Source organism: Burkholderia sp. BKH01 (assembly GCF_025685725.1).
Classification (GTDB): Bacteria; Pseudomonadota; Gammaproteobacteria; order Burkholderiales; family Burkholderiaceae; genus Burkholderia; species Burkholderia pyrrocinia_C.
The window spans coordinates 489,366-513,461 of the sequence record NZ_JAOTQT010000001.1 but is presented as its reverse complement, the minus strand read 5'-3'; the positions used below and the strand labels follow the sequence as shown (position 1 = coordinate 513,461).

Here is a 24,096-nt window from a genome sequence, read left to right as displayed (position 1 = left end):
CGCGCGAAATCGCGCGCTCAGGAAATGGTTCGGATGTCGATCTTTCCGTTGCCGCTGACGGTCGTCATAAAGCGCGTCGGCACGCTGCGCGTATCGATCACGATCTGCGCGTCGAGACTGAACTCCAGCGTCGTCGCACCGGGTGCGCGCTCGGCGAGCGCGATGCGCGGCGCTTTCAGCCGCGGCTCGTAGCACGCGATCACGCGTTCGATCTGCGCCTCGATTTCGCTGGCGGACCCTTGTGCGAAGCCGCCCGCGAGATTCGTGAAGTCCGGCACGCCGAAGGCCGGATCGATCGGCACGTGGCCTTGCCTCGTGTTGAGGATGCGGCGAAGGTGATCGATGATCGAGCGCGTGAGCACGTCAGCGGGCGGCGAGCGCTCGCGCCCGCCGCCCGCTTCGCGCGCCGTGATCCGCTCGAGCAGTCGCTGCTCGAGGGCGCGCGCCGGCTCGCGATCAGCCACCGTTCCAGCTTGCTTCGCCCGAGACGCCCGATTCCTTGTGCTCCATATGGAACCCCTGGTACGCGAACGAAATGTCTTCCATGTGGCCGAGCACGCCGTCGCTGCCTTCCTCGTGCGGCTTGCGCGAGTATTCGTCGATGTGGACGACGAGGACGCCCTCGAGCTTGAGCGTGAACTCCAGTTCGGTCACGCCGGTGCCGTCCAGCTTCGGGCGGTAGATCTCCAGCTCGAAGTCGGTCAGCGTCTCGCGCTTGCCGAGCGCTTGCAGGAATTGCGGCGACGACCGGTCCATTTCCTTCGTCAACGTCAACACGCCGCGAGCGTTGGCGCCGGGCGTCATGCCTTCCTGCATCTTGGCTGGCATGTCGTAGTCGTGCTTGAAGGCATAGATGTGGATTTTTCCGTCGTGATTGTCCTGAACGACGGAGCCTTTGATTTCTCCCTGCGTTTTTCCTTTGACCTTCAGATACATTCCGGCCAGCATGGCGGTTTCCTTTTTTGCTTGGCGGCGCGATGCGCCGAGTTGACGGAGATGGCTTTGGCTTCGGTCACGCGCCGCCGGCATCGCGAACGGGATGCCGGCGACGGTTCGTCAGGTATCCGAAACCATCGGCGTGAATGGATTATTGGGCGACGGGGTTTCATTTTCGTTTCGTCGCGATGCGAGATTGTTTCCGATGAAATCCGCGCGACTCACTCGCTAGCGCTTTTCGAGCTTCCCGACGAGCGATAGCGTGAAAAAAGCGCCCATGTACTTGAAGTGCGGCCGCACCTTCATGTCAACGCGATACCAGCCGGGTTCGCCCTCGACGTCCGACACGAGGATCTGCGCCTGTCTCAGCGGGCGGCGGCTGCGCACGCTTTGCGACGGGTTGTCCATGTCGACGACGTATTGGCGGATCCATTGGTTGAGTTCCTGCTCGAGATCGGTGCGCTCTTTCCACGAGCCGATGTTCTCCCGCTGAATTACCTTGATGTAATGGGCGAGCCGGTTGACGACGAAGATGTACGGCAGTTGCGTGCTGAGCCGGTAGTTGAGCTCGGCTTCCTTGCCTTCCTTGCTGATGCCGAAGAACTTCGGCTTCTGCGTGGAATTCGCGGAGAAAAATGCGGCGTTGTCGCTGTTCTTGCGCATCGTCAGCGCGATGAAGCCCTGTTCGGCGAGCTCGAACTCGCGGCGCTCGGAAATCAGCACGTCGGTCGGGATCTTGTTCTGAATCTCGCCCATTGCCTCGTACGCATAGAGCGGCAGATCGGAGACCGTGCCGCCGCTCTTCGGGCCGATCACGTTCGCGCACCAGCGATAGTCGGCGAAGCTCGAGGTAAGGCGCGTGGCGAACGCGAACGCGGCGTTGCCCCACAGGAAATCCGCGTCGCCGGCGTCGACGCGCTCGTCGTAGTTGAAGCGCTTGACGGGCGTCGTGTTCGAACCGTACGGCAGCCGCAGCAGGAAGCGCGGCAGCGTGAGGCCGATGTAGCGCGCGTCCTCGCTTTCGCGAAACGCATTCCACTTCGTGAATTGCGGGCCTTCGAACAGCGACGCCAGGTCTTTCACGTTCGGCAGCTTGCCGAACGAATCGATGCCGAAGAACGCGGGGCCCGCCGCCGCGATGAACGGCGTGTGCGCCATCGCCGATGTGCTCGCGACGTATTGCAGCAGCTTGACGTCTGGCGCGCCGGGGCCGAACGTGTAGTTCGCGACGATCGCGCCGATCGGTTGGCCGCCGAACTGGCCGTATTCGGCCGTATAGACCTTCTGGTACAACCCGGATTTTGTGATGTCCGGCGAATCCTCGAAGTCGTCGAGCAACGCCGCCTTGCCGACGTCGAGGAATTGGATCTTGACGTTCTCGCGGAAGTCCGTTCGATCGATAAGGAACTTCAGCGAGCGCCACGTCGATTCGAGCTTCTGGAAATCCGCATGATGAAGGATCGCGTCGATCTGCCGGCACAGCTTGCGGTCGATCTCGGCGATCATGTCGTCGATCGTCGCCGGGCTCACGGTCTCGACCGGGCGTTTCGGTTGCGTTAGATGCGCGACGAACGCCTGAATGCCGTGGCGCGTGATCGGATAGGCGTCTTCGTCGCGCTTCACGCGCGCGGCCTCGATCAGCTCGTCGAGCAACGATGCGGACGCGGTGGGCGTCGCGACGTCGGTGCTCGCCGAGCTGATCTCGTCGGCATGCTGCGGGGATTGCTCGTGTTCGCCTTCCATGATGGTGTGTTCGGTGTCGCGGTTCATTGGTCGTCGAGATTGAGTTCGGCGAGCAGCTGCTTGCGCGCCGCCTTGTCGGTCACAATCTCCTGGATGCGTTTGCGAAAGCCCGGAATGTTGCCGAGCGGGCTTTTCAACGCCTTCAGCGCGTCACGCAGCTCGATCAGCTGTTTCAGCTCAGGCACCTTCTCGACGATCGCGTCGGGCGAGAAATCGGCGACCGATTCAAAGCCGAGCGTGACAGGCAGACGATCGTCCTCGCCCGCCTGCTCGTCGAGCAGGTTCGGCACGCTGAACGTGAGCTGCAGGCGCTGTGCCTTCATCACGTCGTTGAAGTCGTCCTTGTCGACGTTCACGGGGGCGAGCTCCTCAAGCGGCGGCTTGTCTTCGGCCGTCGAGAATTCGCCGAGCACGAGCACCTTGAGCGGTAGCTCGACTTCTGCGCTCGCGTCGCCCGTGGCCGGCCGATAGACGATGTTGACCCGCTCTTTCGGCGCGACGGATCCGTTCGTTGTCATGGTTGGTTCTCCTCTTCGTTGTCGCTCGCGTGCGACGGTCGTGTCCGGATGTTCTGGGCGTTTTGAATGAAACGTAAAAAGCCGCATCGGCGAGGCCAGTATCCAGGGAAAGACGGAACCGGCGTTAGCCGTCGGGTTCCAATTTTTGGTCGCCGCGTACCGCTTTTGTTGCAAATGAAAAGAACCGCGCGATGCATTGATAATATCGATTGATATTCAAAACAAAGACGGTTTAGTATTCGCCGACTTCTGAGACTTAGAATCTCTAACAAAATTATTTGAGGGGAGGCTGTTAACCCGACGAACGCTCTTTTAACCTCTTCGTTGTTTGGCCGACGAGGAGGCCATGACCAAACCGATACTCGATGACGAATTGTGGTCACTGATCCAACCGCTGCTGCCACCACTGAAGCCACGCCGGACGCGATACCCGGGACGCAAGCCGCTCGACCATCGCGCAGTGCTGACCGGCATTCTGTTCGTGCTGCAGTCCTGCATTCCCTGGGAGATGCTTCCGCAGGAAATGGGCTGCGGCTCGGGCATGAGCTGCTGGCGCAGACTGCGCTACTGGCAACAGGCGGGTGTCTGGGACCGGCTGCACGAGGTGCTGCCGGCGAAACTTCGAGCAGCCGATCGCATCGACTGGTCGCGTGTGGTCGTCGATTCGTCCTGCATTCGCGCAGTGGGATCAGGTCAAAAACAGGACCCAATCCCACCGATCGGGCGCGACACGGTTCAAAGCACCACCTCATTACCGAAGCGCACAGCATCCCGCTCGTGCTGATTCTCACGGGCACCAACCGCAACGGCGTCACCCAACTACTGCCTCTGATCGACGCCATCCCGCCCATTCGTGGCAAGCGGGGACGCCTGCTGTCCAAGCCGGTCATCGTGCAGGCCGAACGCGGCTACGATCAAGGCAAAGATCGAAACCCATTACACGATGTCGGCATCGCAACGCAGATCGCCCGTCGGGATGAGCCGAACGGCAGCGGTTTCGGAAAGACCCGATGGGTCGTCGAACGTACCTTCGCATGGCTTCACAACTTCAGACGCCTGCGCATCCGGTTTGAATGCCTCGCGGCCATCCACGAAGCATTCGTGAAAATCGCCGCTTGCGTCATCTGCTGGCGACACCTTCAAAATTCATTGTGTTAGAGCTTCTTATGCACAAAAATCCCATCGATGCCGGCTCGCCAGCGCGCGTCCGGCCCACACGCATCATGCAGGCGCCGCGCCGCGGTAACCTCGCATTCGCGCCGGGTGGCGCGCTGAACGCGGCGGCGCTGCTGCTGCTGCTGTTCTATGCGAATCATCTGCTGTCGCGGCCCGGCGCGTCCGTGTCGCTCAATCAAACGCTGTCGGCGGTCGTGTGGCCCGCGCCGGTGCTGGGCATCGCGTTGCTGCTGCACTGCCGGCGGCCGCTCGCCCGGTCGTTTGGCGCGGTGGCGCTGTTCGTCACGCTGCTCGCGGCAGGCTCGCTCGATTGGGTGCCGTGGCACATCGACGCGCTGTTCGCGGCCGTCAACGTAGGCGAGGCGATCGCGGGCGCGTGGCTCGCGCGGCGCTACCTGAAGCCAGGCGGCGGCGTGGACACGCTGCGCGGCTTCGCGATGTTCGTGTTGCTGCTGCCGCTCGGCATGGCGGCGATGCACGCGACGCTCGCGGCGGCGATCCTGTCGGTATGGACGAGTGATCGTGAATGGCTGAGCGAGTGGTCGCGCGCGTATGCGGCGAATGCGCTCGCGCTGCTCGTGTTGCTGCCGGTGCTTCTCACGTGGAATGCACGTGCCTGCGTTGCGGCGTGGTCGCGCAGCCGCAATCAACTGCCTGCGCTTGCGACGTTGGGTTCGCTGTGCTTCGCGTGGATTTGGGACGACCAGGTCGAGGTCGCGCGCGTGGTGCTCGTGCTGTCGCTCAGCTGGGCCGCGCTCGAAGGCGGCTTCGTGCTCGTGTCCCAGCTCAACGCGCTCTCGGCGATTGCGTTGATCGCGATGACGCTCGGCGGCCGCGGTCCGTATGCGCCGCATCACGACGGTCATGGTGTTTGGGCGCTGCAGGTCGATCTGATCGGTGTTGCGATCCTGTCGATGTGCATCGCGATCGCGACGGGCGAGCGGCGGCGGCTCGCGCGACAGATCGAACGATCGCGCCGCTTCGAGTCGCTAGGTTTTTTTGCGGGCGGGATCGTTCATGACTTCAACAATGTGCTGGCGGTGATCGATTGTCACGCCGAATACGCGATCGATCAGCTCGCGAGCGGCGCGCGCGCGGACGAATCGATCGGTGAGATTCATCGCGCGGTCGAGCGGGGCCGCGATCTGACGACGCAGATCCTGCTCGCCGCGCGCCGCGGCGAGCCCGTGTTGACGCGGGTGAGCGTCGACGAGATCGTTGACGATGCGCTAGCCGCGATGCCCGCGGCGGGGCTGCGGGGCATCGAGTTCGTTCGGTGTGGAGACGATGCATGCGGCGTCACGCGTCACGTCGCATTCGCCGATCGCAGCCAGATCGTGCGCGCCGTGATGAATCTCGTCGGCAATGCAATGCGCGCCGCGCGTTCGACGGTCGTCGTGCGCATCGGTGCGAACGGCGCAGCAACCGACGGCGGCGTGCCCGCCGACGATACGTTCGACGTCGCGATCGGCGAGCAGTCGATGCCGGGCGGCGTGTGGATCGAGGTGCGCGACGATGGCAACGGCATCGAGGCCGAGCCGCTTGACAGTATTTTCGAGCCGTTCACTTCAACCCGGTCCGGCGCACCGGGCACAGGGCTCGGCCTCGCGATCGTCGCGGGCGCGGCGATCGCGCATCGCGGGCAGATCGCCGTCGCGACGGATCGCGGCGCGGGGAGCCGCTTCAGGCTCACGTTGCCGGCGGCACACGGGACAGGCGCGTCAGGCATGACGGGAGAAGTGGACGCCGGCGCGCGTGGTGTAGTACAGAGGAGGAAATGATGAATGCGACAAGATCGCCGGCGGTGCTCGTCGTCGAGGATGACGAACCGTTGCGGTGCGTGCTGTGCAAATATTTGTCGGGCCATGGCATGGCCGTGGACGGCGTGGGGACGGCGGCCGCGGCCGTCGAATCGGTCGAGCGACGCGAATACGAAATGGTGCTGCTCGATCTCGGTCTGCCGGATGGGGACGGCATCGACGTGCTGCTGCGCTGGCGCGATTCGCAGCGCTTTCCGCTCATTTGTGTGACGGGCCGAAGCGAGGAGGCCGACCGCATCATGGGCCTCGAATTCGGCGCGGACGATTACGTCTTGAAGCCGTATTCGCTGCGCGAAGTGCTCGCGCGGATGCGCGCGCTGTGGCGGCGCGCCGATCCGGCTACGGCGCCCGTGCGGCGCGGCAGGCATCCGCGCGCATACCGCTTCGACGGCTGGACGCTGAACATGGATACGCGCCGTCTGTCGACGCCTGATGAGCAGGACATTCCGCTCACGGCCGGGGAATTCAATCTGTTGGCGTTTTTCCTCGGCTCGCCGTCGCGCGTCGTCACGCGCGCGCAATTGATCGAGTGCACGCGCGCGTTCGATGACGTGTTCGATCGGGCGATCGACGTGCAGATCTGGCGGTTGCGCAAGAAGATCGAGAAGTATCCCAAGTATCCCGAACTGATTCTAACCGAGCGAGGCGTCGGCTATTGCTTCGCCGCGAAGAACGTGGAGACGCTATGGGAATGAGCGAATTGCGTCGGGCGGGCGGCGCGGCGCCGGGTGCTCGCCCGCCGATGGATTTCGACACGCTCGCGGTGCTGGGGCGATCGGACGTCGATCCGGCTGTGCCCGCGGGCGCCGGCGTGCGCGCCGATGCACGGTTCGATGCGTTGCATGCAGAACTCACGAAGCTCGCATCGCCGGGCGCGAGTGGGCATGTCGACTGGAGTGCGGTATTGAATCTTGCCGCCGGATTGCTGCGCGAACGGGGCAAGGATCTGCTCGTCGGCTGCTATCTGGCGGGCGCGTTATTGCAGCTCGGCGGTGCGGCGGGACTGCGCTGCGGGCTCGAAGTCGTCGGCGATCTCGTCGAACGTCATTGGGATGCGATGTCGCCGCCAGTGTCGCGGATGCGGGCGCGGCGCGGGGCGCTGCAATGGCTGCTCGATCGCGTCGACGCGATGCGGGATGCCGCATGCGGCGGCGCTTATGCGGCTGAGCTGGTGGAGCAATTGCGCGACGCTGCGCGGCGGCTCGATGCGCTGCTGGCGCAGCGTGACGACGACGCGCCGACGATGCGCGCGGTAAATGCGTTCGCGAACCGGTTGCCGGTCGAGTCGATCGAGTCTGGCGACGCGAGCGAGACTTACGAGACGAAAGTAAGCGGCGCAATGGGCGAGTTTTCGGCGAGCGTCGCGGCTCCCGAAGTCGAGCACGCACCGGCTGAGCCGACCGGCCCACCGGCGTCGCGCGCGAACGCCGACGCCGCCCACGGACCGACATCGCTTGCCGAGGCGGCCGGCCGCGAACGTGCGCTCGCGGATGCGCTCGCGCAACTGCATCGCATCGCGACGGCGTTCTCGCAAGCCCACTGGGCCGACGTGCGCGGCTTCCGGCTGCGCCGCTTTGCGTGCTGGTCGAGCGTGCACACGCTGCCGGATACGGAAGAGGGCAGTGGCCGGACGCAGCTCGCCGCGCCGAATGCGCAGGTCGTCGACGTGGCGAAAGGCATCGACGGGCACGGCGAGCCTGCGGATGCCGTCCGCTTCGCCGAAGAGCAAGCGCAGGCATTCCCGCTCTGGCTGGATTTGCAGCGGATCGCCGCGCGTGCGCTGGCCCGCGTGGATGGCGATTGCACCGACGCGCAACGTGAAGTGGAAGCGGCGGTGCGTGCGCTGCTTGCGCGGCTGCCGGGCCTCGATTCGCTGAAATTTGCCGACGGCACGCCGTTCGCCGACGACGAGACGCGCGCGTGGCTCGCCGGGCTTGGCGAGCCGGGCGGCGCTGCGAAGGCGGCGTCGATTCCGCCTTCGTCGCCTGCGGCGCTCGCGCCGCCGCTACCGCTGTCGACGACGGGCGAGCCTGAACTGGCACCACGCGATGCGCACGTCGACGACACCGTCGACGATGCGCGCGCGCTCGCCGCAAGTGGTCAGTTCGATCTCGCGCTAGATGCGATTCAGCAGATGATCGATCGCGCGCCGAGCGCCGAACGCCGGTTGAAGGCGCGCATCCGGTTGTGCGAGCTCGCGCACGATCATTGCTCACATGAGATTCCCGACGCGTTCGCGCGCAGCGTGATCGAGCCGATCCGGCGGCATGATTTGCTCGCGTGGGATCCGGAGCTTGCGCTCGATGGCTTGTGTGCCGCCTATGCGCTGCTGATTCGGCGAGATCGCGATTCGGCGCTCGCACGGGCGGTACTCGACGAGATCGCGGGCGTCGACGCGGCGCGGGCAATGCGTTTGTCGATGTGACGCGACACGCTCGGGCCGCGGCGCGGCAGGGTGCCGGCTCGCGCATGCGCCGCGCGAGGCCGCGTCGTTCGATCGCGCGGCGGACGCAGGCGAAACTCGCGGGAAGGCGGCGCGGTTGCTGTCGCGGCGCATGCATCGCGCAGGCGATGAGCGATACGAGCGAAGAACGAGGAGAAGGGAGAGAGAGGCGAGCGAAAAATGCGCCGCGACGCGCCCTCCGCGAACGGTCGGGCGCGTCGCGGCGCGGCCGGATCAGGACATCCGTGAATCGGCGGCCACCGGAGCGGGCCGATGCGCTTGCGCGGTCGTGCGTTGCACGGCGCTCGCGCCGCTCGTGTCAACCAGCGCTATGCGCGCCGATGCGACCGGTTCGGCGGGCGGCGCGGCCTTGATCGTGTTGAAGACGCCCCAGCCGCGATTGATATACACGCCGGTCTCGTGCTCGCCGCTCATCGACCGGATGCTCTCGTTGAATTCCTCCATGTAGGCGGGCCCGCTCCGCGTCGCGAGTGCAGCCGCACAGGCCAGCGATCGACAAAGCGAGCCCCGGAAGGGCTGAGAGAAGGATCGGAAGGTCATCGTGTCGTTTGCCTCCTTGACGATGTGTGCGGTATGCGTTTGCGGACGCGCTTACCATTGCCAGCTCATGCCTACTCCGACCGCATTGCCGCCCTCGCTCATTGCGACGCCCGCGCGCAACTTGAGGTTTTCGCTGGCCCGCGCAGTTGCGCCGAGCGCGACGGCGCGATGGCCCTTGTAGACCGCACCGCCAATGCCGATCGACAAGGTCTTGCCGAGGTCGACATCGGGAATCATTGTCAGTGCGGTCGCTGCGGCGACGCCGGAATACGCGTCGCGCGCGGTGTCGGTGATGCTTTGCTGGAGATCGCCGATGCGCTGGTTCGTGTAGGCGTTCGAATTTGATACTGCGAAATTCAATTGATCGACGTTTACTGCGTCTTTGCCTTGCGTGCCAGGGGCGACATGCGCGATTTGGCGTTCGTTGCCGAGCTGCCCGACCGATACCGTGTTATCGCGGTCGGCCACGGAACCGGCGCCGAGCGCAACGGAGTTATGACCGGATGCGGTTGCTTCTGCGCCGGTCGCAACCGAGCGGGAGCCGTCTGCTCGTGCACGCCAGCCGATCGCAAGCGATTCCTCGCCTTGCGCTCTTGCGTTGGCACCAATCGCTATTGCGTTCAAGCCCGATGCGTCCGCGGCGGGCAACACGGAATTGACCGCGATGTATTTCGCGGATTGCGAAGCCGGCGTGGTGAGTTGGACCACCATTGGCTGAGCGGGCGCGTAACTGACAGGGGCTTCAGAAGAAGGAACCTTCTTAGGCCGGGCCGGGACCAGAGGCGGGGCTTGCAGCAGAAACGGCCCTTGCTGCGCGTCCTCCGGAGATGTGGCGGTCGGCGCAACAAGCTGCGACGCGGCCGGCGACTGTACCGAATCCTCGTGCCGTGGCGACGTTGACTCCTGCGAGGAAGTGGGACGGTTTGGATCCGGTTGCGTCGATTCGGCCGAAGGCAGGGGACGCGGCGATGCAACGTGCTGCGACGCGGCCGGCGACTGTACCGAGTCCTCGTGCAGCGGCGACGTTGACTCGTGCGAGGAAATGAGACGGCTCGGATCCGGTTGCGTCGATTCGGCCGAAGGTAGGGGACGCGGCGATGCAACGTGCTGCGACGCAGGCATTGGCTGAGGGAACGCGTAACCGTCAGGAGGGGCAGAAGAAGGAACCTTTGTACTCGAGGCCGAGACCGGCGGGGGGGGCGGCGGCGGCGGGAAGGGTATCAGAGCCGGGCTTTGCTGCGCATGCTCCTGCAGTGTGGCGGCCGGCGCAATGTGCGACGACGCGGTCTGCGATTGTACCGAGTCCTCGCGCAGTGGTGACGTTGCCCCCGGCGTGGTGGGCTGGGCCACCATTGGCTGAGCGGACGCGTAACCGACAGGAGGGGCAGAGGACGGAACCTTCGTACTCGAGGCCGAGACCGGCGGGGGGGGCGGCGGCGGCGGGAAGGGTATCAGAGCCGGGCTTTGCTGCGCATGCTCCTGCAGTGTGGCGGCCGGCGCAATGTGCGACGACGCGGTCTGCGATTGTACCGAGTCCTCGCGCAGTGGTGACGTTGCCCCCGGCGTGGTGGGCTGGGTCACCATTGGCTGAGCGGACGCGTAGCCGACAGGAGGGGCAGAGGACGGAACCTTCGTACGCCAGGGCGGGGTCCCAGGGGCGGGGGACAGCTGAAACGAACTTTGCTGCGCATGCTCCTGCAGTGCGGCGGCTGGCGCAACGTGCGACGACGCGGTCTGCGATTGTACCGAGTCCTCGTGCCGTGGCCACGTTGGCTTCGGCGCGGGAGTGGGGCGGTTCGGATGCGGTTGCGTCGATTCGGCCAAAGGCAGGGGATGCCGCGATACAACGCTCTGGGAATTTGGCGAAGTACGATGGCCCGGGTCGACCGGCGGAGACGCTGGCTGCGATGACAGTTGCGTTACGGTCGGCGTCGTTGGTGCAGAGTCGACCCACGATGACGCCGAGGGCGATGTGGGGGAGGGCGATTGCTGTTCGAGTACCTTCATCTTTTCGGCCATCGCGCGCTTCACCGCTTCCCCCAGGGGGCCGGCGTCCGAGCTGGGCGTGCTTCGTGCGCGGGTCTGAGCAGATTTCAGTTGCACACCGTTTCTTATATCGGCGAGCAGATCCCCGCGCGCATCTTTTGACGTGGCTCGATTGACTTCCGAAGTCTCTGCCCCGCCTGCGACGAGCGCATTCGCTGGAAGTCGCGTCGATTCGGCCGGAGGCACGGGAAGCAGCGACGCAACGCCCGGGGAATTTGGCGCAGAAGGATGGCGCGGGGAGACCAGCGAAGGCTCCGGATGCGATGACAGTTGCGTTACGGTCGGCGTGGTTGGAACAGAGTCGGCCCACGATGACGCCGAGGGCGAGGTGGGGGAGGGCGGATCCGATTCGAATGCCGATCGCCGTTTGCGCATCGTGGCCGCAATCATTGTCTCCGTAGAGGGGGCGTCGGCCGAGCTAGGCGTGCTTCGTGCGCGGGTCTGAGCAGATTTCAGTTGCACACCGTTTCTTATATCGGCGAGCAGATCCCCGCGCGCATCTTTTGACGTGGCTCGATTGACTTCCGAAGCTTCTGCCTCGCCTACGGCGAATGCCTCCGCTGGAAATCCGAGCGCGAGCGGAGCGATCGACGAACACAATAGACGCGCGAAGCGCCGAGATTGGACAGTCGATGCGCGTTGTCCGGAGTCTTGTCGAGCATGAGGGGGAGGAAGATTTCGATGTTTCGTAGTGGGTTTCATAGTGAGAATGTATGGAATGAATAAATGACCAGGTCAAAAAGCCTGCGCGGTACGCCTGAAGCTGTTCCAGCCGACGAGAGGTTGCCGGAATCAGTCGGCGATAGGATTGTTAGTTGTATGAAGAACCTGGCGATACCACGAACCGATCGAACTTTTCGCTTGATCTGCTCGGCACTCACGAGCCGCCCACATCCGTATTGCCGCAACGTGCCCGCGTGGCGCGGGCACGCCGACGCATCGGCATCGTCGAAGTTCGCGCTCACGCCGTTCCGGCAGCTGTTGCATACATGGGGATTGATCACTCGGTACAGCGTGTCGAACTCGCTGACCGGATGCGTGAATCCGCTGATGAGCACGACGGGTGCGCCGGAAGCCCATGCGAGCCACGCGAGCTCGCCGGGCACGCCTCATGCTGCAGCCACCGCGCGCGCTCGGTCCACGGTGTGCCGGGCGCAAGAGTGTGCGCGGCCTGCGCGAGCGCGCTGCTTTCGTCGGCAACCTCAGCGAACGCGTCGAACTGACGCCTGAAGACGCGCTTGCCGCCCGCGTCGATCTCGATGCCGATCGAGCTCGCATTGAGCAGGTGCTCGCCCTGCCAGTCGCTGATGCCCGCGTACCACGCGCGCGTCGATTCCGGCGCGCGCGTGTATACGCGAAGGCGCTTGCCTTCGTCGGCCGCATCGGGCACGAGATAGTGCGTGCTGACGGGCCGCGTCGGATCGGTGAGCAGCGCGACGGAGCGCGCGAGTCCTGGTTCGGGACGCAATCGACATGTCGATCACGACGCCATGCGCGCCGCCGGCGGTGCACAGCGATGCGCGCGCAATGAATCGGCGGCGTTTTGCGTTCGCGATACCGTCGCGTCGTGAGTGGCGTGGTTGGCTCATTTGGTGGTTCCTCTTGGGCGAGCGCCAGGCGCGATCCCGGTGACGGGACGACCGCGATTCGCATCGCGATGCGTACACCGACAGAGCAGATTCGGTAGCGGTGGCGCCGATCGCCCGGTAGATCAGTCAGCAGCGCGATTATTTCAAGCGGCCGGTATTTGGGCGTCGGGGAAACAACCGATATTGAGCGATTCGAGCGCGTCGCTTTGATCGATGTCGGAACGCGCGCGAGCGTCGGAAAGCCGCGCGGGCGGAATCGGCCGAAGGCCGGAGCCACGGTGCGAGCTCGACCACCTTACCTCCGTCGACTACGAGGCCAGGTTGATTGCCGCATAAGTTGCTGTACGTCAAAACGAGGCAGCGTCACATCGGTTCCAGCAGAACCTTGTAGCCGTGCGCGTGACATGTCAGGTTGACGACCGCAAGAAACCTCGGAATGTATGCATGTACATTGACGTTCGCGTGGTCGCCTTGCGGGATCAGGAGTGCGACGGGTCGTGTCGCACCGCTGACCAGCGAGCGTGCCATGGCGTTCGGCACATAGCTGAGCCGGTTTGCGGCAAGCAATATGCGTTCGCGCGTTTCGAGGCTGATTCCCGTGTCGGGCACGTTGTTCAGCACGAACGAAACGGCGGTGCGCGACACGCCCGCAGCTTTGCTACCTGTAGCAGCCCGATAGCATCCGACGCAGGAACCGATTGCAGCGGCTGTTTCGGGACCACATTGACTAAGAAACGGTTTCAAAAGAAGGCTGCTCGGCGCGCCGGAGGGTATTCGAGCAGATCAGGCAACAACCGAGTTTGAGGAACGCGTCGTGAATGTCAGCGCGCCGCTCGAAACGAATACGGAGGCGGCGCAAGTGATGCAGCCAGGCATGCGTGCGTTCAACGACCCAGCGATATTTGCCAAGGCCGCTGACGTGTTCGGTGCGGCGCCTGGCGATCACCGGCTCGATACCGCGCTTGCGCAACGCTCGTCGATGTCGCTCTGAGCCGTAACCTCGATCGGCGTAGACCGCACGCGGTCTGCGCAATGGATGGCCGCTCAATCCGCGAATCGGCGGAATCGCGTCGAGTCAGGTTACGCAATCGCTCTCAAACCCTCCACGGTTTTCCGCGATGAACCGAAAGTTAACAGCCCCACGGGGCCTTTTTGAAACCGTTTCTTACTGAAGCGGTATGCTGCTTTTCAGAATTCCCTGTCCATAGGTAGAGAAGTAAAGCAGGCCATTAAGCCACTGCACCCCGGTGAACTTATGGGTGATCAGCCCCGTGTCGAGGCGCTCCCAAGTCTCGCCCAGATCCTTCGACAGCCATGCGCCGTTGTTGCTGCTCGCCAGCGCAAGGTAGGGCGTGGGGTTGCCGGTGGAATTGATGGCGAGCATATTGAATGACGTTGCCGGGACAACGGCAACCTTGGTGAAATTGCGCCCGCCGTCGCTACTGCGGTAAACGCCCGTGCCGCCGCTGACGCTTGTCGCAGCCACCACCGTCTTGCCGTCCAGCGGATTGATCACTACGCTAATCGCCCCCGACGCAGGCAGTCCGCTTGCCTTGGTCCAGGTGGTACCGCCATCAAAGCTGAACGAGACGGCGTTGTTGCTTCCGCCATCGCCAACCGCAATATGTTTCCTGTCATTCGGGTCGATCACCACCAGATAGGCGTTGGTAAAGGGCCAACCCGTGTTGGAGAACGAATCAGTCCCATCAGGGTTCTTTAGCCCGCCAATCGTACTGATGACAACGGGGCCAGCCGCCACATACAGGGTGGTTGGTGTGACGGGATCGAAGGCGGCGAGACTCGCCTGTGTAACGTTCGATCCAAAGTTGGATTGCTTATTGACGGACTTGCAGCCATCCGTTGACGCGTAAAGCCCCCCATTAAAGCCATAGCAGCGCTGCGGATTCGTCGGGCTGAAGGCTGCACTTCCATCCTCACTGATACCCAGGCCATGCCAGGTCTGGCCCGCGTCATTGCTGGCCTGGGCCGAATAGTCCTGCACCATGGCAATCATCGATTGGCCGTCATTTGACACAGCAAACCCGGTGATCCAGCCAGCCTTGACGTTTGGAGTCATCGCAGTGAGTTTCCCCATGCCGGTCGAGCACGGGTCCAGCACATACAAGCCTTGATCCGACCCGAAGTAGCACCGGTCTTCGCCCGCCCCATTCGGTTCTACATCGATCTCACGGGTGTCGACGTTACCAGGTACGGAGGTATAGGTCGGTGGATTGCTGCCGTTTGCCGTTGTCCAGTTCGTGGTTCCGTCACCGGCAACGTAAACCCGGTCAGGATGGGTGCTGCTCGGAACGACAACTTGTACGCCAAGACCGTTATGCGGCAGCAGGGTGAAGGTTAGCCCGCTATCGGTCGATACATACAGCGAGCCACCATACCCACCGTCAAGTCTTGCGTAAATAATGCTCGGCTTGTCCCGCCGGATCGCTAGCTGGCGACCGGCAACGGGCTTGCCGGTGGAATCAAGCATCGTCGATATGTTGGTCCATTTTCCGGTCGCTGCAACCAGTGAGTACAGACTCGACCCAAGTGCCGCGAGGGTCGTGCCTCCCCCGGAATCGATTGCGGTCGCCGAACCCGCCAAGGACACACTCCAGGTCAGCCCCGCGTCGGTGGAAGCCAGAACGCCCGCATCGGTAGAGGCGTAAGTCGTTTTTCCTACTTGCACAAAACCGTTGACGCCGGCGCTACGGATTTTCGTCCAGCTTCGCCCGCCATCGGTTGAGCGATAGATGCTGCCGCTCGCCCCGACCAGCGCGACTGACGGCACCGCATTGGGAACGAACCACACCTTTCTGACCGAATTGGCGATGAGTCCATCCGGCGTGACGAGGCCTGTAGTCGCCGGCTGCCAGGTGCTGCCGCCATCCGCGCTGCGATACAGCCCGCCGTTCGCATCGCCAACCAGCATCTGCTTGGGATTGGACGGATCCTTGGAGAACGTCGTGAGTCTGCCGGTAACCGGGCCCACTGGAATCCAGGAAAGCTGCTCGGCGCCAGGAGGTGTGGTCCCGCCAGGAGGTGTGGTCCCGCCGGAAGGTGTGGTTCCGCCGGAAGGTGTGGTCCCGCCAGGTGGGGCAGATGCTCCGGGCGAAGAGGCGCCACTGCCGCCAGAGCCGTCGGGACAGGCAGTCAACATGATCGAAAAGAACAAAATCAAACCTGCGATACCTGTCTGGCGCATCGCCTCCTCCCTCATCCGTTGAAGTTATTGCGAGCCTTTCCTGGCCGCTGTTCAACGGAGTTTTCCAGAGGTACCGCTCTTCAATTCTGAACAATTATAAAAATAAGCGACGGTTTCCAAAAGGCTGCTCGGCGCGCCGGAGGTATTCCAGCAGATCAGGCAACAACCGAGTTTGAGGAACGCACCGTGAATGTCAGCACGGCGCTCGAAACGAATACGGAGGCGGCGCGAGTGATGCAGCCAGGCATGCGTGCGTTCAACGACCCAGCGATATTTGCCAAGGCCGCTGACGTGTTCGGTGCGGCGCCTGGCGATCACCGGCTCGATACCGCGCTTGCGCAACGCTCGTCGATGTCGCTCTGAGCCGTAACCTCGATCGGCGTAGACCGCACGCGGTCTGCGCAATGGATGGCCGCTCAATCCGCGAATCGGCGGAATCGCGTCGAGTCAGGTTACGCAATCGCTCTCAAACCCTCCACGGTTTTCCGCGATGAACCGAAAGTTAACAGCCCCACGGGGCCTTTTTGAAACCGTTTCTAAGGATATCGTCGGCTGCGGGACCACATTACGTGAGAACGAGCCCACATTATTTGAGAAAAGCCCGATAACCTCGGCGAGGATCCGCATTCCGTGAGAATTGCTGGAGAGGTACGCCGGGAGAGCTCAAAACGTTGCCCTCGCTGCTGCCGCACTATGCGTCACCCCGGTGCTGCCTCACTGGATTCCAGCCTAGCGCGCTGTACACATGGTAACGGGCGATACCGGTATATTCATGCAACGCGAAATCCGTGACGGTGAAATTGTACGACAGTGGCAGCGGAGACAGAATCGCACGTAGATAGTCCGCGCGCACCGGTGTCGCGGTGATCCCGAAGTGCGAGAAATACAGCATGCTGCGTCGCAAATGGATGCCTGACGACACCAGCAACGTGCGGCCCGCATCGTAGCGCTGAAGCGCAGCGCTGGTGAATTGAGCGTTCTGCCAGGTATTCATGCTGTCGGATTCGAGAAGCACATCAGTTGCCTTGATCCCGAGTCCGAGCAGGGATCTCCGATAGACGGCCGCTTCTGACAAGCCAGTTTTCTGCGCATCGCCGCCACTTACAACGATCTTGCAATCCGATTCCGTCTTTCGACAGTCGTTGTAGAGTTCTGCTGCTTCAGCGATGCGCGCATATGAGAACGTTCCCGGCTCGACTGAATTGGTCCGCGCGATTTTTTCGGTGCCGGCACCCAGCAGAACAATCGCATTGCGTTTGCTCCATTCGATTGTCGGTTTCACATCATAGGCTGATTGCAAGTTGCTCAGCAGCCATACAGGAATTGGTCCGCAGCCGATTGCCAGAAACAGGATGACCGATATAGCGCAGAGCGTTCTGCTTGTGCGGCGCCATTTGAGTGCTGCGCAACTGGTGGCGAGCACAATCACTATGACAAGCATCGTAAGCGTCATCCGAACTGCCTCCAATAAAAAGTAATCGCCAGTGGCAGGTCAGTCGGGATCGCCGTCCACCATTGCCGAGCTTGGGCCCGCATGGGTCGCATTTCGTTTCCTTGAGTTACCGAAGGGACGGGATTGGATGCCTGGTTCGAAAAAACGTTCATTTTATCGAACGCTTCGGCTTCAGCGCTTTCGGGAGAGCAGGTGCAGGTGGTTTGGCGCTCCGCTAGGAAATCACTGATTAATAGGCGATCGCTCGAGGTGGTCGGCAACTTCTGGTCCAGAAAACCCAGGCGGATCACCGAAGTAGCTGACGCTCTACAGCCGGGCAGCCGCCGAGCAGTGCAATTCGCCGGCTGTATAAGAAATCCTATTCAAGCAGGTACTTTCGTGGCCAATCGCTCTTGTGCCGACAAAACCCATCAGTGCCTTATGTCGGCCGGCGTGCCGTTGCGATCGCGGGGCGTCGAATGATTGAAGCGGAACTGAAATCTTTCGGTGACATGCACGCGATACCTTGGTGAAGGCGCACAAGCGTGGCGAGGAGGCAGTTCGGGCGACGCCCGTGACTATACGAGTGCGGCCGACTGGTCGTCGCTAGCCATCGCTCAAACGCACAGAAGAGGGAGCATCTGAGCAACCAAGAATCGATATGGTCGTGGATAGAAAGTGCGAGAGGTGCTCATCGCGGTTTTGTCGCGATGAAGCCGCGATGCGGGTGATGAGGCAACCGCTGAATTCGGTGTTGGCGAAGGTATTTCAGCGCCTGAATTACCTGTTCGACATGAATCTGGTGTTCGTGCGCTGGTACGCCGTCTACCCGCGGAGCTTGCGTCATATCGAGGAAATGATGGCCGAGCGGGACGTGCCGGTCGGTCGATCGTTCGACGGCGCATCGATGGGCCGTCAAGCGCCTGCCGGTGTTCGAAAAGGCGTTACGTTGGCGCAAGCGGCCAGTAGGGAAAGACTGGCGGATGGGACGTATGTGCGCGTGTTGAGGCATATCGTTTTGGCACTTGCCATGGGGGTGTTGCTGACGGGCCGGTCGGGGCCGGCAAGCGCGCGCGGGCCGACGGTGCAGGAGCGGGAGCGGGATCTAGAGGAGAAAGCGCGGCGGCAACAGATGATCGAACAGCATATGCGGGAGCGGGCAGCCGAGCCGGCGGTCGGGTTGCCGTCTCCTGTGCAAGCACCCGAGTTGGGCGGAGCGCGTTTCCCGATTACGCAAATCGAAGTGCGGGGCGGGGCGCGCCATTCCCGGGAGATTGGCCGGATTATCAAGCGCTACCAGGGCACGACCATGGGGAAAGCGGAGATTTTCGCGCTGTTGCGTGATCTGATGAATTTCTACTATGGCCGTGGTTATATCACGACCGGCGTGTCGCTCGCCGAGCAAAACCTGTCGAGCGGGAAGCTGATCCTGGTGGTCCATTGGGGCTACGTGAAGGGATGGCGCGTGAATGGCAAGGCGCCGGAGGGCATGCGGGAGCGATTGATGTTGAGTAGTGCGATGCCTGGAATAGTGGGGGCCGTTCTGAACATCCACGATATCGACCAGGCGATCGAGAATCTGAACGGCCTGGGGAAGGCCGCAAAGATCAACGTCGTTTCCGCAGAGGAAGCCGGGCATTCCTATCTGGACGTCGTCTTGCAACGTTCGAAGCCGTTTTCGGTGTCGGCGTTGGTCGATAACTCGGGTCTCAGCGATCAAGCGAGCGACGGTTTGTACAAGTATGGCGTCAATATCGCGGTTGCGGACTTGCTGGTCGGGAACGACGTGCTGACGCTGTCGGCTGGCCGTCGCCACTACAAAGACCCGGGCCATAACGCGTACGATTCACTGGATGTGTCATACGGATTGCGCGTGGGCCGCTGGAGTGCCGATCTGCGGTATATCGCGCAGCCGACCAAGAGCCTCCTTTCAGGAACCTATGGCGACTACCAACTGAGCGGAAATACGCAGGATGCCAACCTGCGCGTATCGCGCGTGCTTGAGCGCTGGCAGACCGGCAAGAATGCCGTCTACGTTGCGATCGACCGGAAGCGGGTGCGCAACTATATCGACGACACGCTGATCGAGATCAACAGCAACACCCATACAAGCGTCACGGTGGGTGTCAATCGGCAGGACAGTCTGTTCGGCGGAACCGTATTCGCGGATGGGGGCTGGACGAGGGGCGTGGGCTGGCTGGGGGCGAGTGAAGACCCGGTGTCTGCCGGGCAAGGGCCGATGTCGCGTTACGACAAATTCAACCTGAATCTGAACTGGTCAAGCGACTTCATGGCGAGACCGCTGCGAGCCCGGTACACGGTGGCAGTGGGGGCGCAGTATTCGAAGGATGACCTGTACTACGACAGCAAGTTTGCAATTGGCGACCAGTATACGGTGCGCGGTTTCAAGATCCGGTCTGCCTATGGGGATAGCGGTGTGTATGTTTCGAACACGCTGAGCTTTCCGCTTTTGACATCGATTGGATCGGTCACACCGTTGGTCGGTGTGGACTGGGGCGCGGTCGGGAACAAGGGCGAAACGGGCAATGGTGGCTGGATCGGCGGGGCTGCGGGCGGGGTCCGGGTGTCGACGAAATGGGCCAATGCGGCGATGACCATTGGCAAGCCGTTCAGGGCGCTTCCAGGCATAGGGTACGGCGTGGTCTGGTATTTGAGCGCATCGGTCAATTATTAGCCGCGGGCCACGCACATGCGAACTGGCGATCGTCTCGCCGAGATTCGAATCGACGCATGGCATGAGATGCAAATGATCAGCAATGCAGAGGAATTGAGTTGTGAACAGGAATATGTTTCGTTTGGTGCCGAGCATCGTGGCGGGCATGCCGGTGTCGGAGGTGTCGCGCGGGATCGGCAAGGGCGGTAGGGGTAGAACGCGGGCACAACGTCGTAGCGGTCTGGCGAGCGCGGCTTTGCTTGGGGTGATGGGGCCGTCATTGGTGTTCGCGGCGGTGGTGGCAGATCCGAGCGGGGGCGCGCAGCGGCCGGACATGAAGACGACGGCGAACGGGACGGACCTGGTCAATATCGTGGCGCCGAACGCCGCGGGGTTATCGCACAACAAGTTCAGCGAGTTCAGCCCGGTCGGGCGCGGGGTGGTGTTGAACAACAGCGTGCAGCCCGGGGAATCGCAGATTGGCGGCATGGCGGTGCAGAACCCGAACTTGATGCAGCCGGCTACAAGGGCGTTGTTGGAGGTGACGCAGCAACGCAGCGCGTTGCAGGGCACGCTGGAGGCGTTTGGCGGCAAGCTCGACGTGGTGGTGGCGAATCAGCACGGCGTGACGATCAACGGCTTGACGACGCTGAACGTGGGCCGGCTGGGCGTGACGACGGGGCAGGTGCTGCCGCAAGCGGACGGGACGTTGCGTTTTGGTGTGACACAAGGCGACGTGCTGATCGACCATGGGGGCATCGATACCACGGGCCTGAACATGTTTGACGTGGTGAGCCGAAGCATTGTCGTCACCGGGCCGATCAGCGACTCGAGTGGCGTGGGTGCCGACGTGCGTTTGGTGGCGGGGATGAATACCTACGATCCGCGGACCGGCCAGTACGAGGCGACGGCGCCGGACGGCGCGAAGGCACCGGCGTCGGGCATTAGCGGTGGGGCGCTGGGGGCGATGTACGGCCGGCACATTGTGCTGGCGAGCACGGAGTCGGGCGTGGGGGTGCGGCACGACGGCGCGATCACGTCGATGAATGACATCCGGGTAAATGCGAATGGCGAGGTGACGCTGGGCGGGCCGCTGCGGGCGGCCCGGCAGGTCACGATCGAAGCGTCGCAAGCAGGGTCTAGCGCGAGCGTGCAGGACGTGAGCGCGGACGGCGCGGTGATCGTGTCCGCAGGTGGGCACGTGGCGGTCAATGGGGCTGCTGCTGCGGGAGCTGATGTGGTGCTGCGGGGGGACAGTGTGAGGGCCGGCCAGTTGAACGCGCAGGGGGACGCATGGGTCGAGGCCCAAGGTCGCGTGGTGATCAATGGAGCGGTGACCGCGGGACAGGATGTGGTGCTGCAGGGGAGCAGGGTGACGGCCGGCCAGATGAGCGCGCAGCGCGATGTGTTGGTGTTGGCGGCAGATGAAGTGAAGTTCAATGGGCCGGTGAACGCGCAGCGCGACGTATTGGTCGATGCCGAAGGTGACGTAGTAGGCAGCGAGTGGGTCAAGGTTGGACGGAACGTGCAAGCCGGCGCGGCGGCGAATCCGGCGGGCGCGGTAGAGGTCGAAGATATGCAGCAACTCAAGGCCCAAGGTGACGTGGCGAATAGGCGGCGGGTCAAAGCCGGACAGAACGAGCAAGTCGGCACGGCCGCGAAGCTTCCGGCCGCGGGGGGACAGACGGCGGCCCTCACGGAGCCGACGCGTGAGGTCGAAGTGGGCGGCGATTGGCTGTCCAGGTCTGATGGTGCGCCAGGCATGCCGACGACGTTGTCAGGCGCGATCGAGCAAGTAATTTCCGACGATCCGACGACGGAGTCTGCGCAATCCGCTAGGTCTACGGCGACGGCGGGCGGGCATTCGGGTTCGTTCATACGCCTCGGAGATAGTCACATCGCCAAGTTGACCACTCCCCGGGAGGCGGAGACGTACGTGACGTACCGCGGTCTCCTTCGGGGCGTCGTTCCCGACACCGTATCGCTTGAAGGGGGGAATGAGCTCCCCGGTGTCACGTCTCGGCAGAAGCGGGCGCTGCAGGAATTGAGGGAGTGGGCGAATTGGAACGACAAGCGGGTTATCGTTATGCAGGCCCTGGGCGCGAAGATTCGAACGGAGGACAAGATAGAGCTGGACATCAAGATCGGTGCCAGTACAGTGTCGCGCACCGAGTTGATCCGCTCCGGGAGTACTCGCTTGCAGGCCATGAGCAAGAAGGCGAGGTTGACGACGGCTGACCTGCTGCGGCGCTCGCGCTCGCTGGTTGGAGATGATCGTGGCTATACGCTTGCCGGTCGCACAATTGGGGGGATTGCACTCGACGCGAAGAGCTCCCGCAACTCTGTTGGCCGTTCCAGCGAATCGCGAATTCGCGAGATGCTGGATTGCTCGCCCGATACACGTTGGCAGAACGCGCAGCACCTTCTCGGGCAGTTGAAGACGATTCGACAGACGATGATGGAGTTGCCTCTCACCTTCGTAGCCTCCAGCGTCCTGATTTCAATCGACAAACGGAATCCGGAGAACTCGGTCGCCCGGCTTATCGATCTCGCGCACCCGGTGCTACCTTCCGAAAATGATGACTATGAGAAAGTCAATCGCCGGTTCGAGAACGGTCTCAACAAACTTATTACACTCTTTGAGCAAGTGGAAAAATAAAAAGGGGCCGTTTTTCGAAACAGGGGTTGTCAGTGGCGTTGGTGCACTTGACGAATGCAGGGCAGACTCCCCCTGACCCTGCCTCGATTCCACGTACAGCAAGAAGTTTGATAACTTTTTGACTGCATTGACCCTGACCCGGAATGAGTCTCGGTCGAAAGTGGAGATTTCCGGCCTGGTTGAGTTGTCAGGCGAAGCGGATTCCCTTGCCTGACGGGCGAATTCGGCGGGCGTCATCCACTGCAATGCAGAGTGGGGACGAACCTCGTTACAGTACGTGCGCCAGTCATCGATTTTGCTCTGCGTGTCGGCCAATGACAAGAACCAATGCGCGTTCGGGCATTCCCGCTGGAAGCACCCGTTGAAGCTTTCGACCTTGGCATTGTCGGTGGGCGTGCCCGGTCGGCTGAAGTCCAGCTCGACGCCATGCTCATACGCCCAGCGATCCATTGCCTTCGCGATGAACTCGCTTCCGTTGTCGACCTCGATCGTGGCAGGGTGCCCACGCATGGCGGTGATACGCGTCAGCGCTTCGACCACGTGCTCCCCCTTCAGACTTTGTCCGACCTCGATGGCCGGACATTCCCGTGTGTAGTTGTCGACAACGGTCAGCGTCCGAAGACGACGCCCATGGACCATAGAAAATCCATGCTCCAGATTTCGTTGATCGCGGTCACGATATGCTTGGGCTGTCGCAGTCGAGCCGACTTGCTGCGTCGTGGCTGCTTATGTCGAAGCGCCAGGCCTTCCGCACGATACAGCCTGTAGACGCGCTTGCAATTGTCTCGCCGGCCTTTCCGTCGCAGGACCACGTGAATGCGTCGATACCCGTAATGCATGCGCGTGGCGGTGATCTCCTTGATACGCATGAGCAGCGTCGACAAATCGCACGCGACTGACTGATACCGATGCAGCGAACGAGACATGCCAAACGACGCGCAGACCTTCGTCAGACTCGTTCGATAGCGATCACGCAACTCATCGATCAACATGCGCCGACGGGCAGGCTTCAGAGCTTTTCTGCAAGTACGTCCATGCAGCATGGCCTTGTCCAGGCTCAGGAAATCCTGCCAACACAACAAGCAGGATAGGTTGATGACCTGGGTCAACTTTCTGTCGGCACACTCCCCGCAAGTGGCTCAATTCTCGGTCGACGTAAACAATTACTCATGGCAGATGATTTTAAGAACGCGTATATCGCGGTGATGTTCTTCGTGACAATCGTTGAGAATTTTATGGCTCAAAATGCGTAGCATATTTCTGTATAAAGATCGACAGAAGGATAACTATGTGTCGC

The 24,096-nt window shown here is 62.4% G+C and carries 14 protein-coding genes and 8 pseudogenes; 7 read left to right on the top strand and 15 right to left on the bottom strand.

The annotated features are described in order from the left end of the window. Positions 1–17: 17 nt before the first annotated feature. The 4 genes from tssE to tssB form a co-directional block, all read right to left on the bottom strand. Positions 18–464, bottom strand: a complete 447-nt coding sequence (gene tssE / locus OEJ37_RS02180) for a type VI secretion system baseplate subunit TssE (RefSeq protein WP_175919789.1) — start codon at positions 462–464, stop codon at positions 18–20. Next, positions 457–948, bottom strand: a complete 492-nt coding sequence (tssD, locus tag OEJ37_RS02175; RefSeq protein WP_174421098.1) for a type VI secretion system tube protein TssD — start codon at positions 946–948, stop codon at positions 457–459. The genes tssE and tssD overlap by 8 nt, the downstream gene beginning before the upstream one ends. Before the next feature lie 216 nt (positions 949–1,164). Then, positions 1,165–2,679, bottom strand: coding sequence for a type VI secretion system contractile sheath large subunit (gene tssC, locus OEJ37_RS02170; RefSeq protein WP_411859228.1), 1,515 nt, complete (start codon positions 2,677–2,679; stop codon positions 1,165–1,167). Positions 2,680–2,702: 23 nt separating this feature from the next. Beyond that, positions 2,703–3,197: a type VI secretion system contractile sheath small subunit gene (gene tssB, locus OEJ37_RS02165; RefSeq protein WP_174421090.1), complete on the bottom strand. Its 495-nt coding sequence runs from the start codon at positions 3,195–3,197 to the stop codon at positions 2,703–2,705. Positions 3,198–3,543: 346 nt separating this feature from the next. On the opposite strand from tssB, the gene OEJ37_RS02160 reads away from it, so the two are divergent. The 4 genes from OEJ37_RS02160 to tssA all read left to right on the top strand — a co-directional run bounded on the left by OEJ37_RS02160 (position 3,544) and on the right by tssA (position 8,618). Continuing rightward, positions 3,544–4,355, top strand: a protein-coding gene (locus OEJ37_RS02160) for an IS5 family transposase (protein ID WP_263343024.1) whose coding sequence is annotated in 2 segments (ribosomal slippage) — positions 3,544–3,892 and positions 3,892–4,355 — 813 coding nt in all. Because the reading frame shifts where the segments join, the coding sequence is not laid out codon by codon here. An 8-nt stretch (positions 4,356–4,363) separates the two neighbouring features. After that, positions 4,364–6,154, top strand: coding sequence for an ATP-binding protein (locus OEJ37_RS02155; protein WP_263343023.1), 1,791 nt, complete (start codon positions 4,364–4,366; stop codon positions 6,152–6,154). Beyond that, complete coding sequence (locus OEJ37_RS02150) at positions 6,151–6,888, top strand: response regulator transcription factor (protein WP_174421093.1); 738 nt, start codon at positions 6,151–6,153, stop codon at positions 6,886–6,888. Before OEJ37_RS02155 ends, OEJ37_RS02150 begins: the two co-directional genes overlap by 4 nt. Next, a complete protein-coding gene (gene tssA, locus OEJ37_RS02145; RefSeq protein WP_175919785.1) occupies positions 6,879–8,618 on the top strand; it encodes a type VI secretion system protein TssA in 1,740 nt (579 codons plus the stop codon). The genes OEJ37_RS02150 and tssA overlap by 10 nt, the downstream gene beginning before the upstream one ends. 252 nt (positions 8,619–8,870) lie before the next feature. Here tssA and OEJ37_RS02140 read toward each other — a convergent pair. From OEJ37_RS02140 to OEJ37_RS02100, 10 genes and pseudogenes are all read right to left on the bottom strand, one after another. Beyond that, positions 8,871–9,186 (bottom strand): annotated as a pseudogene (locus OEJ37_RS02140) (hypothetical protein). A gap of 62 nt (positions 9,187–9,248) precedes the next feature. Then, entirely contained in the window at positions 9,249–10,451 is a 1,203-nt protein-coding gene (locus tag OEJ37_RS02135) for a YadA-like family protein (RefSeq protein WP_411859227.1), read from the bottom strand. A gap of 822 nt (positions 10,452–11,273) precedes the next feature. Further along, positions 11,274–11,945, bottom strand: a pseudogene (locus OEJ37_RS35010) (WH2 domain-containing protein); the annotation flags it as partial. 128 nt (positions 11,946–12,073) lie between these two features. After that, a pseudogene (locus tag OEJ37_RS02130) lies at positions 12,074–12,447 on the bottom strand (autotransporter strand-loop-strand O-heptosyltransferase); the annotation flags it as partial. A gap of 48 nt (positions 12,448–12,495) precedes the next feature. Then, a pseudogene (locus OEJ37_RS02125) lies at positions 12,496–12,832 on the bottom strand (N-acetylmuramoyl-L-alanine amidase); the annotation flags it as partial. Between the two features lie 363 nt (positions 12,833–13,195). Beyond that, the gene (locus OEJ37_RS02120) at positions 13,196–13,477 is read right to left on the bottom strand and encodes a LacI family DNA-binding transcriptional regulator (RefSeq protein WP_263343019.1); all 282 of its coding nucleotides are present in this window, start codon (positions 13,475–13,477) and stop codon (positions 13,196–13,198) included. A gap of 82 nt (positions 13,478–13,559) precedes the next feature. Then, positions 13,560–13,907, bottom strand: a pseudogene (locus OEJ37_RS02115) (transposase); the annotation flags it as partial. Between the two features lie 90 nt (positions 13,908–13,997). After that, positions 13,998–16,034, bottom strand: a complete 2,037-nt coding sequence (locus OEJ37_RS02110; RefSeq protein ID WP_175919783.1) for a WD40/YVTN/BNR-like repeat-containing protein — start codon at positions 16,032–16,034, stop codon at positions 13,998–14,000. Between the two features lie 94 nt (positions 16,035–16,128). Further along, a pseudogene (locus OEJ37_RS02105) lies at positions 16,129–16,481 on the bottom strand (transposase); the annotation flags it as partial. 244 nt (positions 16,482–16,725) lie between these two features. Further along, positions 16,726–17,487: a YdcF family protein gene (locus OEJ37_RS02100; protein WP_174418859.1), complete on the bottom strand. Its 762-nt coding sequence runs from the start codon at positions 17,485–17,487 to the stop codon at positions 16,726–16,728. A 709-nt stretch (positions 17,488–18,196) separates the two neighbouring features. Here OEJ37_RS02100 and OEJ37_RS02095 point away from each other — a divergent pair. From OEJ37_RS02095 to OEJ37_RS02085, 3 genes and pseudogenes are all read left to right on the top strand, one after another. After that, positions 18,197–18,452, top strand: a pseudogene (locus OEJ37_RS02095) (IS6 family transposase); the annotation flags it as partial. A 44-nt stretch (positions 18,453–18,496) separates the two neighbouring features. Beyond that, complete coding sequence (locus OEJ37_RS02090; RefSeq protein WP_175919858.1) at positions 18,497–20,161, top strand: ShlB/FhaC/HecB family hemolysin secretion/activation protein; 1,665 nt, start codon at positions 18,497–18,499, stop codon at positions 20,159–20,161. A gap of 112 nt (positions 20,162–20,273) precedes the next feature. Continuing rightward, the gene (locus tag OEJ37_RS02085) at positions 20,274–22,799 is read left to right on the top strand and encodes an inositol polyphosphate kinase family protein (protein ID WP_244130804.1); all 2,526 of its coding nucleotides are present in this window, start codon (positions 20,274–20,276) and stop codon (positions 22,797–22,799) included. A gap of 162 nt (positions 22,800–22,961) precedes the next feature. Here the strand turns inward: OEJ37_RS02085 and OEJ37_RS02080 are convergent. Continuing rightward, a pseudogene (locus tag OEJ37_RS02080) lies at positions 22,962–23,860 on the bottom strand (IS3 family transposase); the annotation flags it as partial. Positions 23,861–24,096 lie beyond the last annotated feature (236 nt).

Bases quoted from the DNA above. Each gene is read 5' to 3' on its own strand.
- tssD (WP_174421098.1), bottom strand. From the start codon at position 948: ATGCTGGCCGGAATGTATCTGAAGGTCAAAGGAAAAACGCAGGGAGAA.
- tssC (WP_411859228.1), bottom strand. From the start codon at position 2,679: ATGGAAGGCGAACACGAGCAATCCCCGCAGCATGCCGACGAGATCAGC.
- tssB (WP_174421090.1), bottom strand. From the start codon at position 3,197: ATGACAACGAACGGATCCGTCGCGCCGAAAGAGCGGGTCAACATCGTC.
- OEJ37_RS02155 (WP_263343023.1), top strand. From the start codon at position 4,364: ATGCACAAAAATCCCATCGATGCCGGCTCGCCAGCGCGCGTCCGGCCC.
- OEJ37_RS02150 (WP_174421093.1), top strand. From the start codon at position 6,151: ATGATGAATGCGACAAGATCGCCGGCGGTGCTCGTCGTCGAGGATGAC.
- tssA (WP_175919785.1), top strand. From the start codon at position 6,879: ATGGGAATGAGCGAATTGCGTCGGGCGGGCGGCGCGGCGCCGGGTGCT.
- OEJ37_RS02110 (WP_175919783.1), bottom strand. From the start codon at position 16,034: ATGCGCCAGACAGGTATCGCAGGTTTGATTTTGTTCTTTTCGATCATG.
- OEJ37_RS02100 (WP_174418859.1), bottom strand. From the start codon at position 17,487: ATGACGCTTACGATGCTTGTCATAGTGATTGTGCTCGCCACCAGTTGC.
- OEJ37_RS02090 (WP_175919858.1), top strand. From the start codon at position 18,497: ATGGGGGTGTTGCTGACGGGCCGGTCGGGGCCGGCAAGCGCGCGCGGG.
- OEJ37_RS02085 (WP_244130804.1), top strand. From the start codon at position 20,274: ATGTTTCGTTTGGTGCCGAGCATCGTGGCGGGCATGCCGGTGTCGGAG.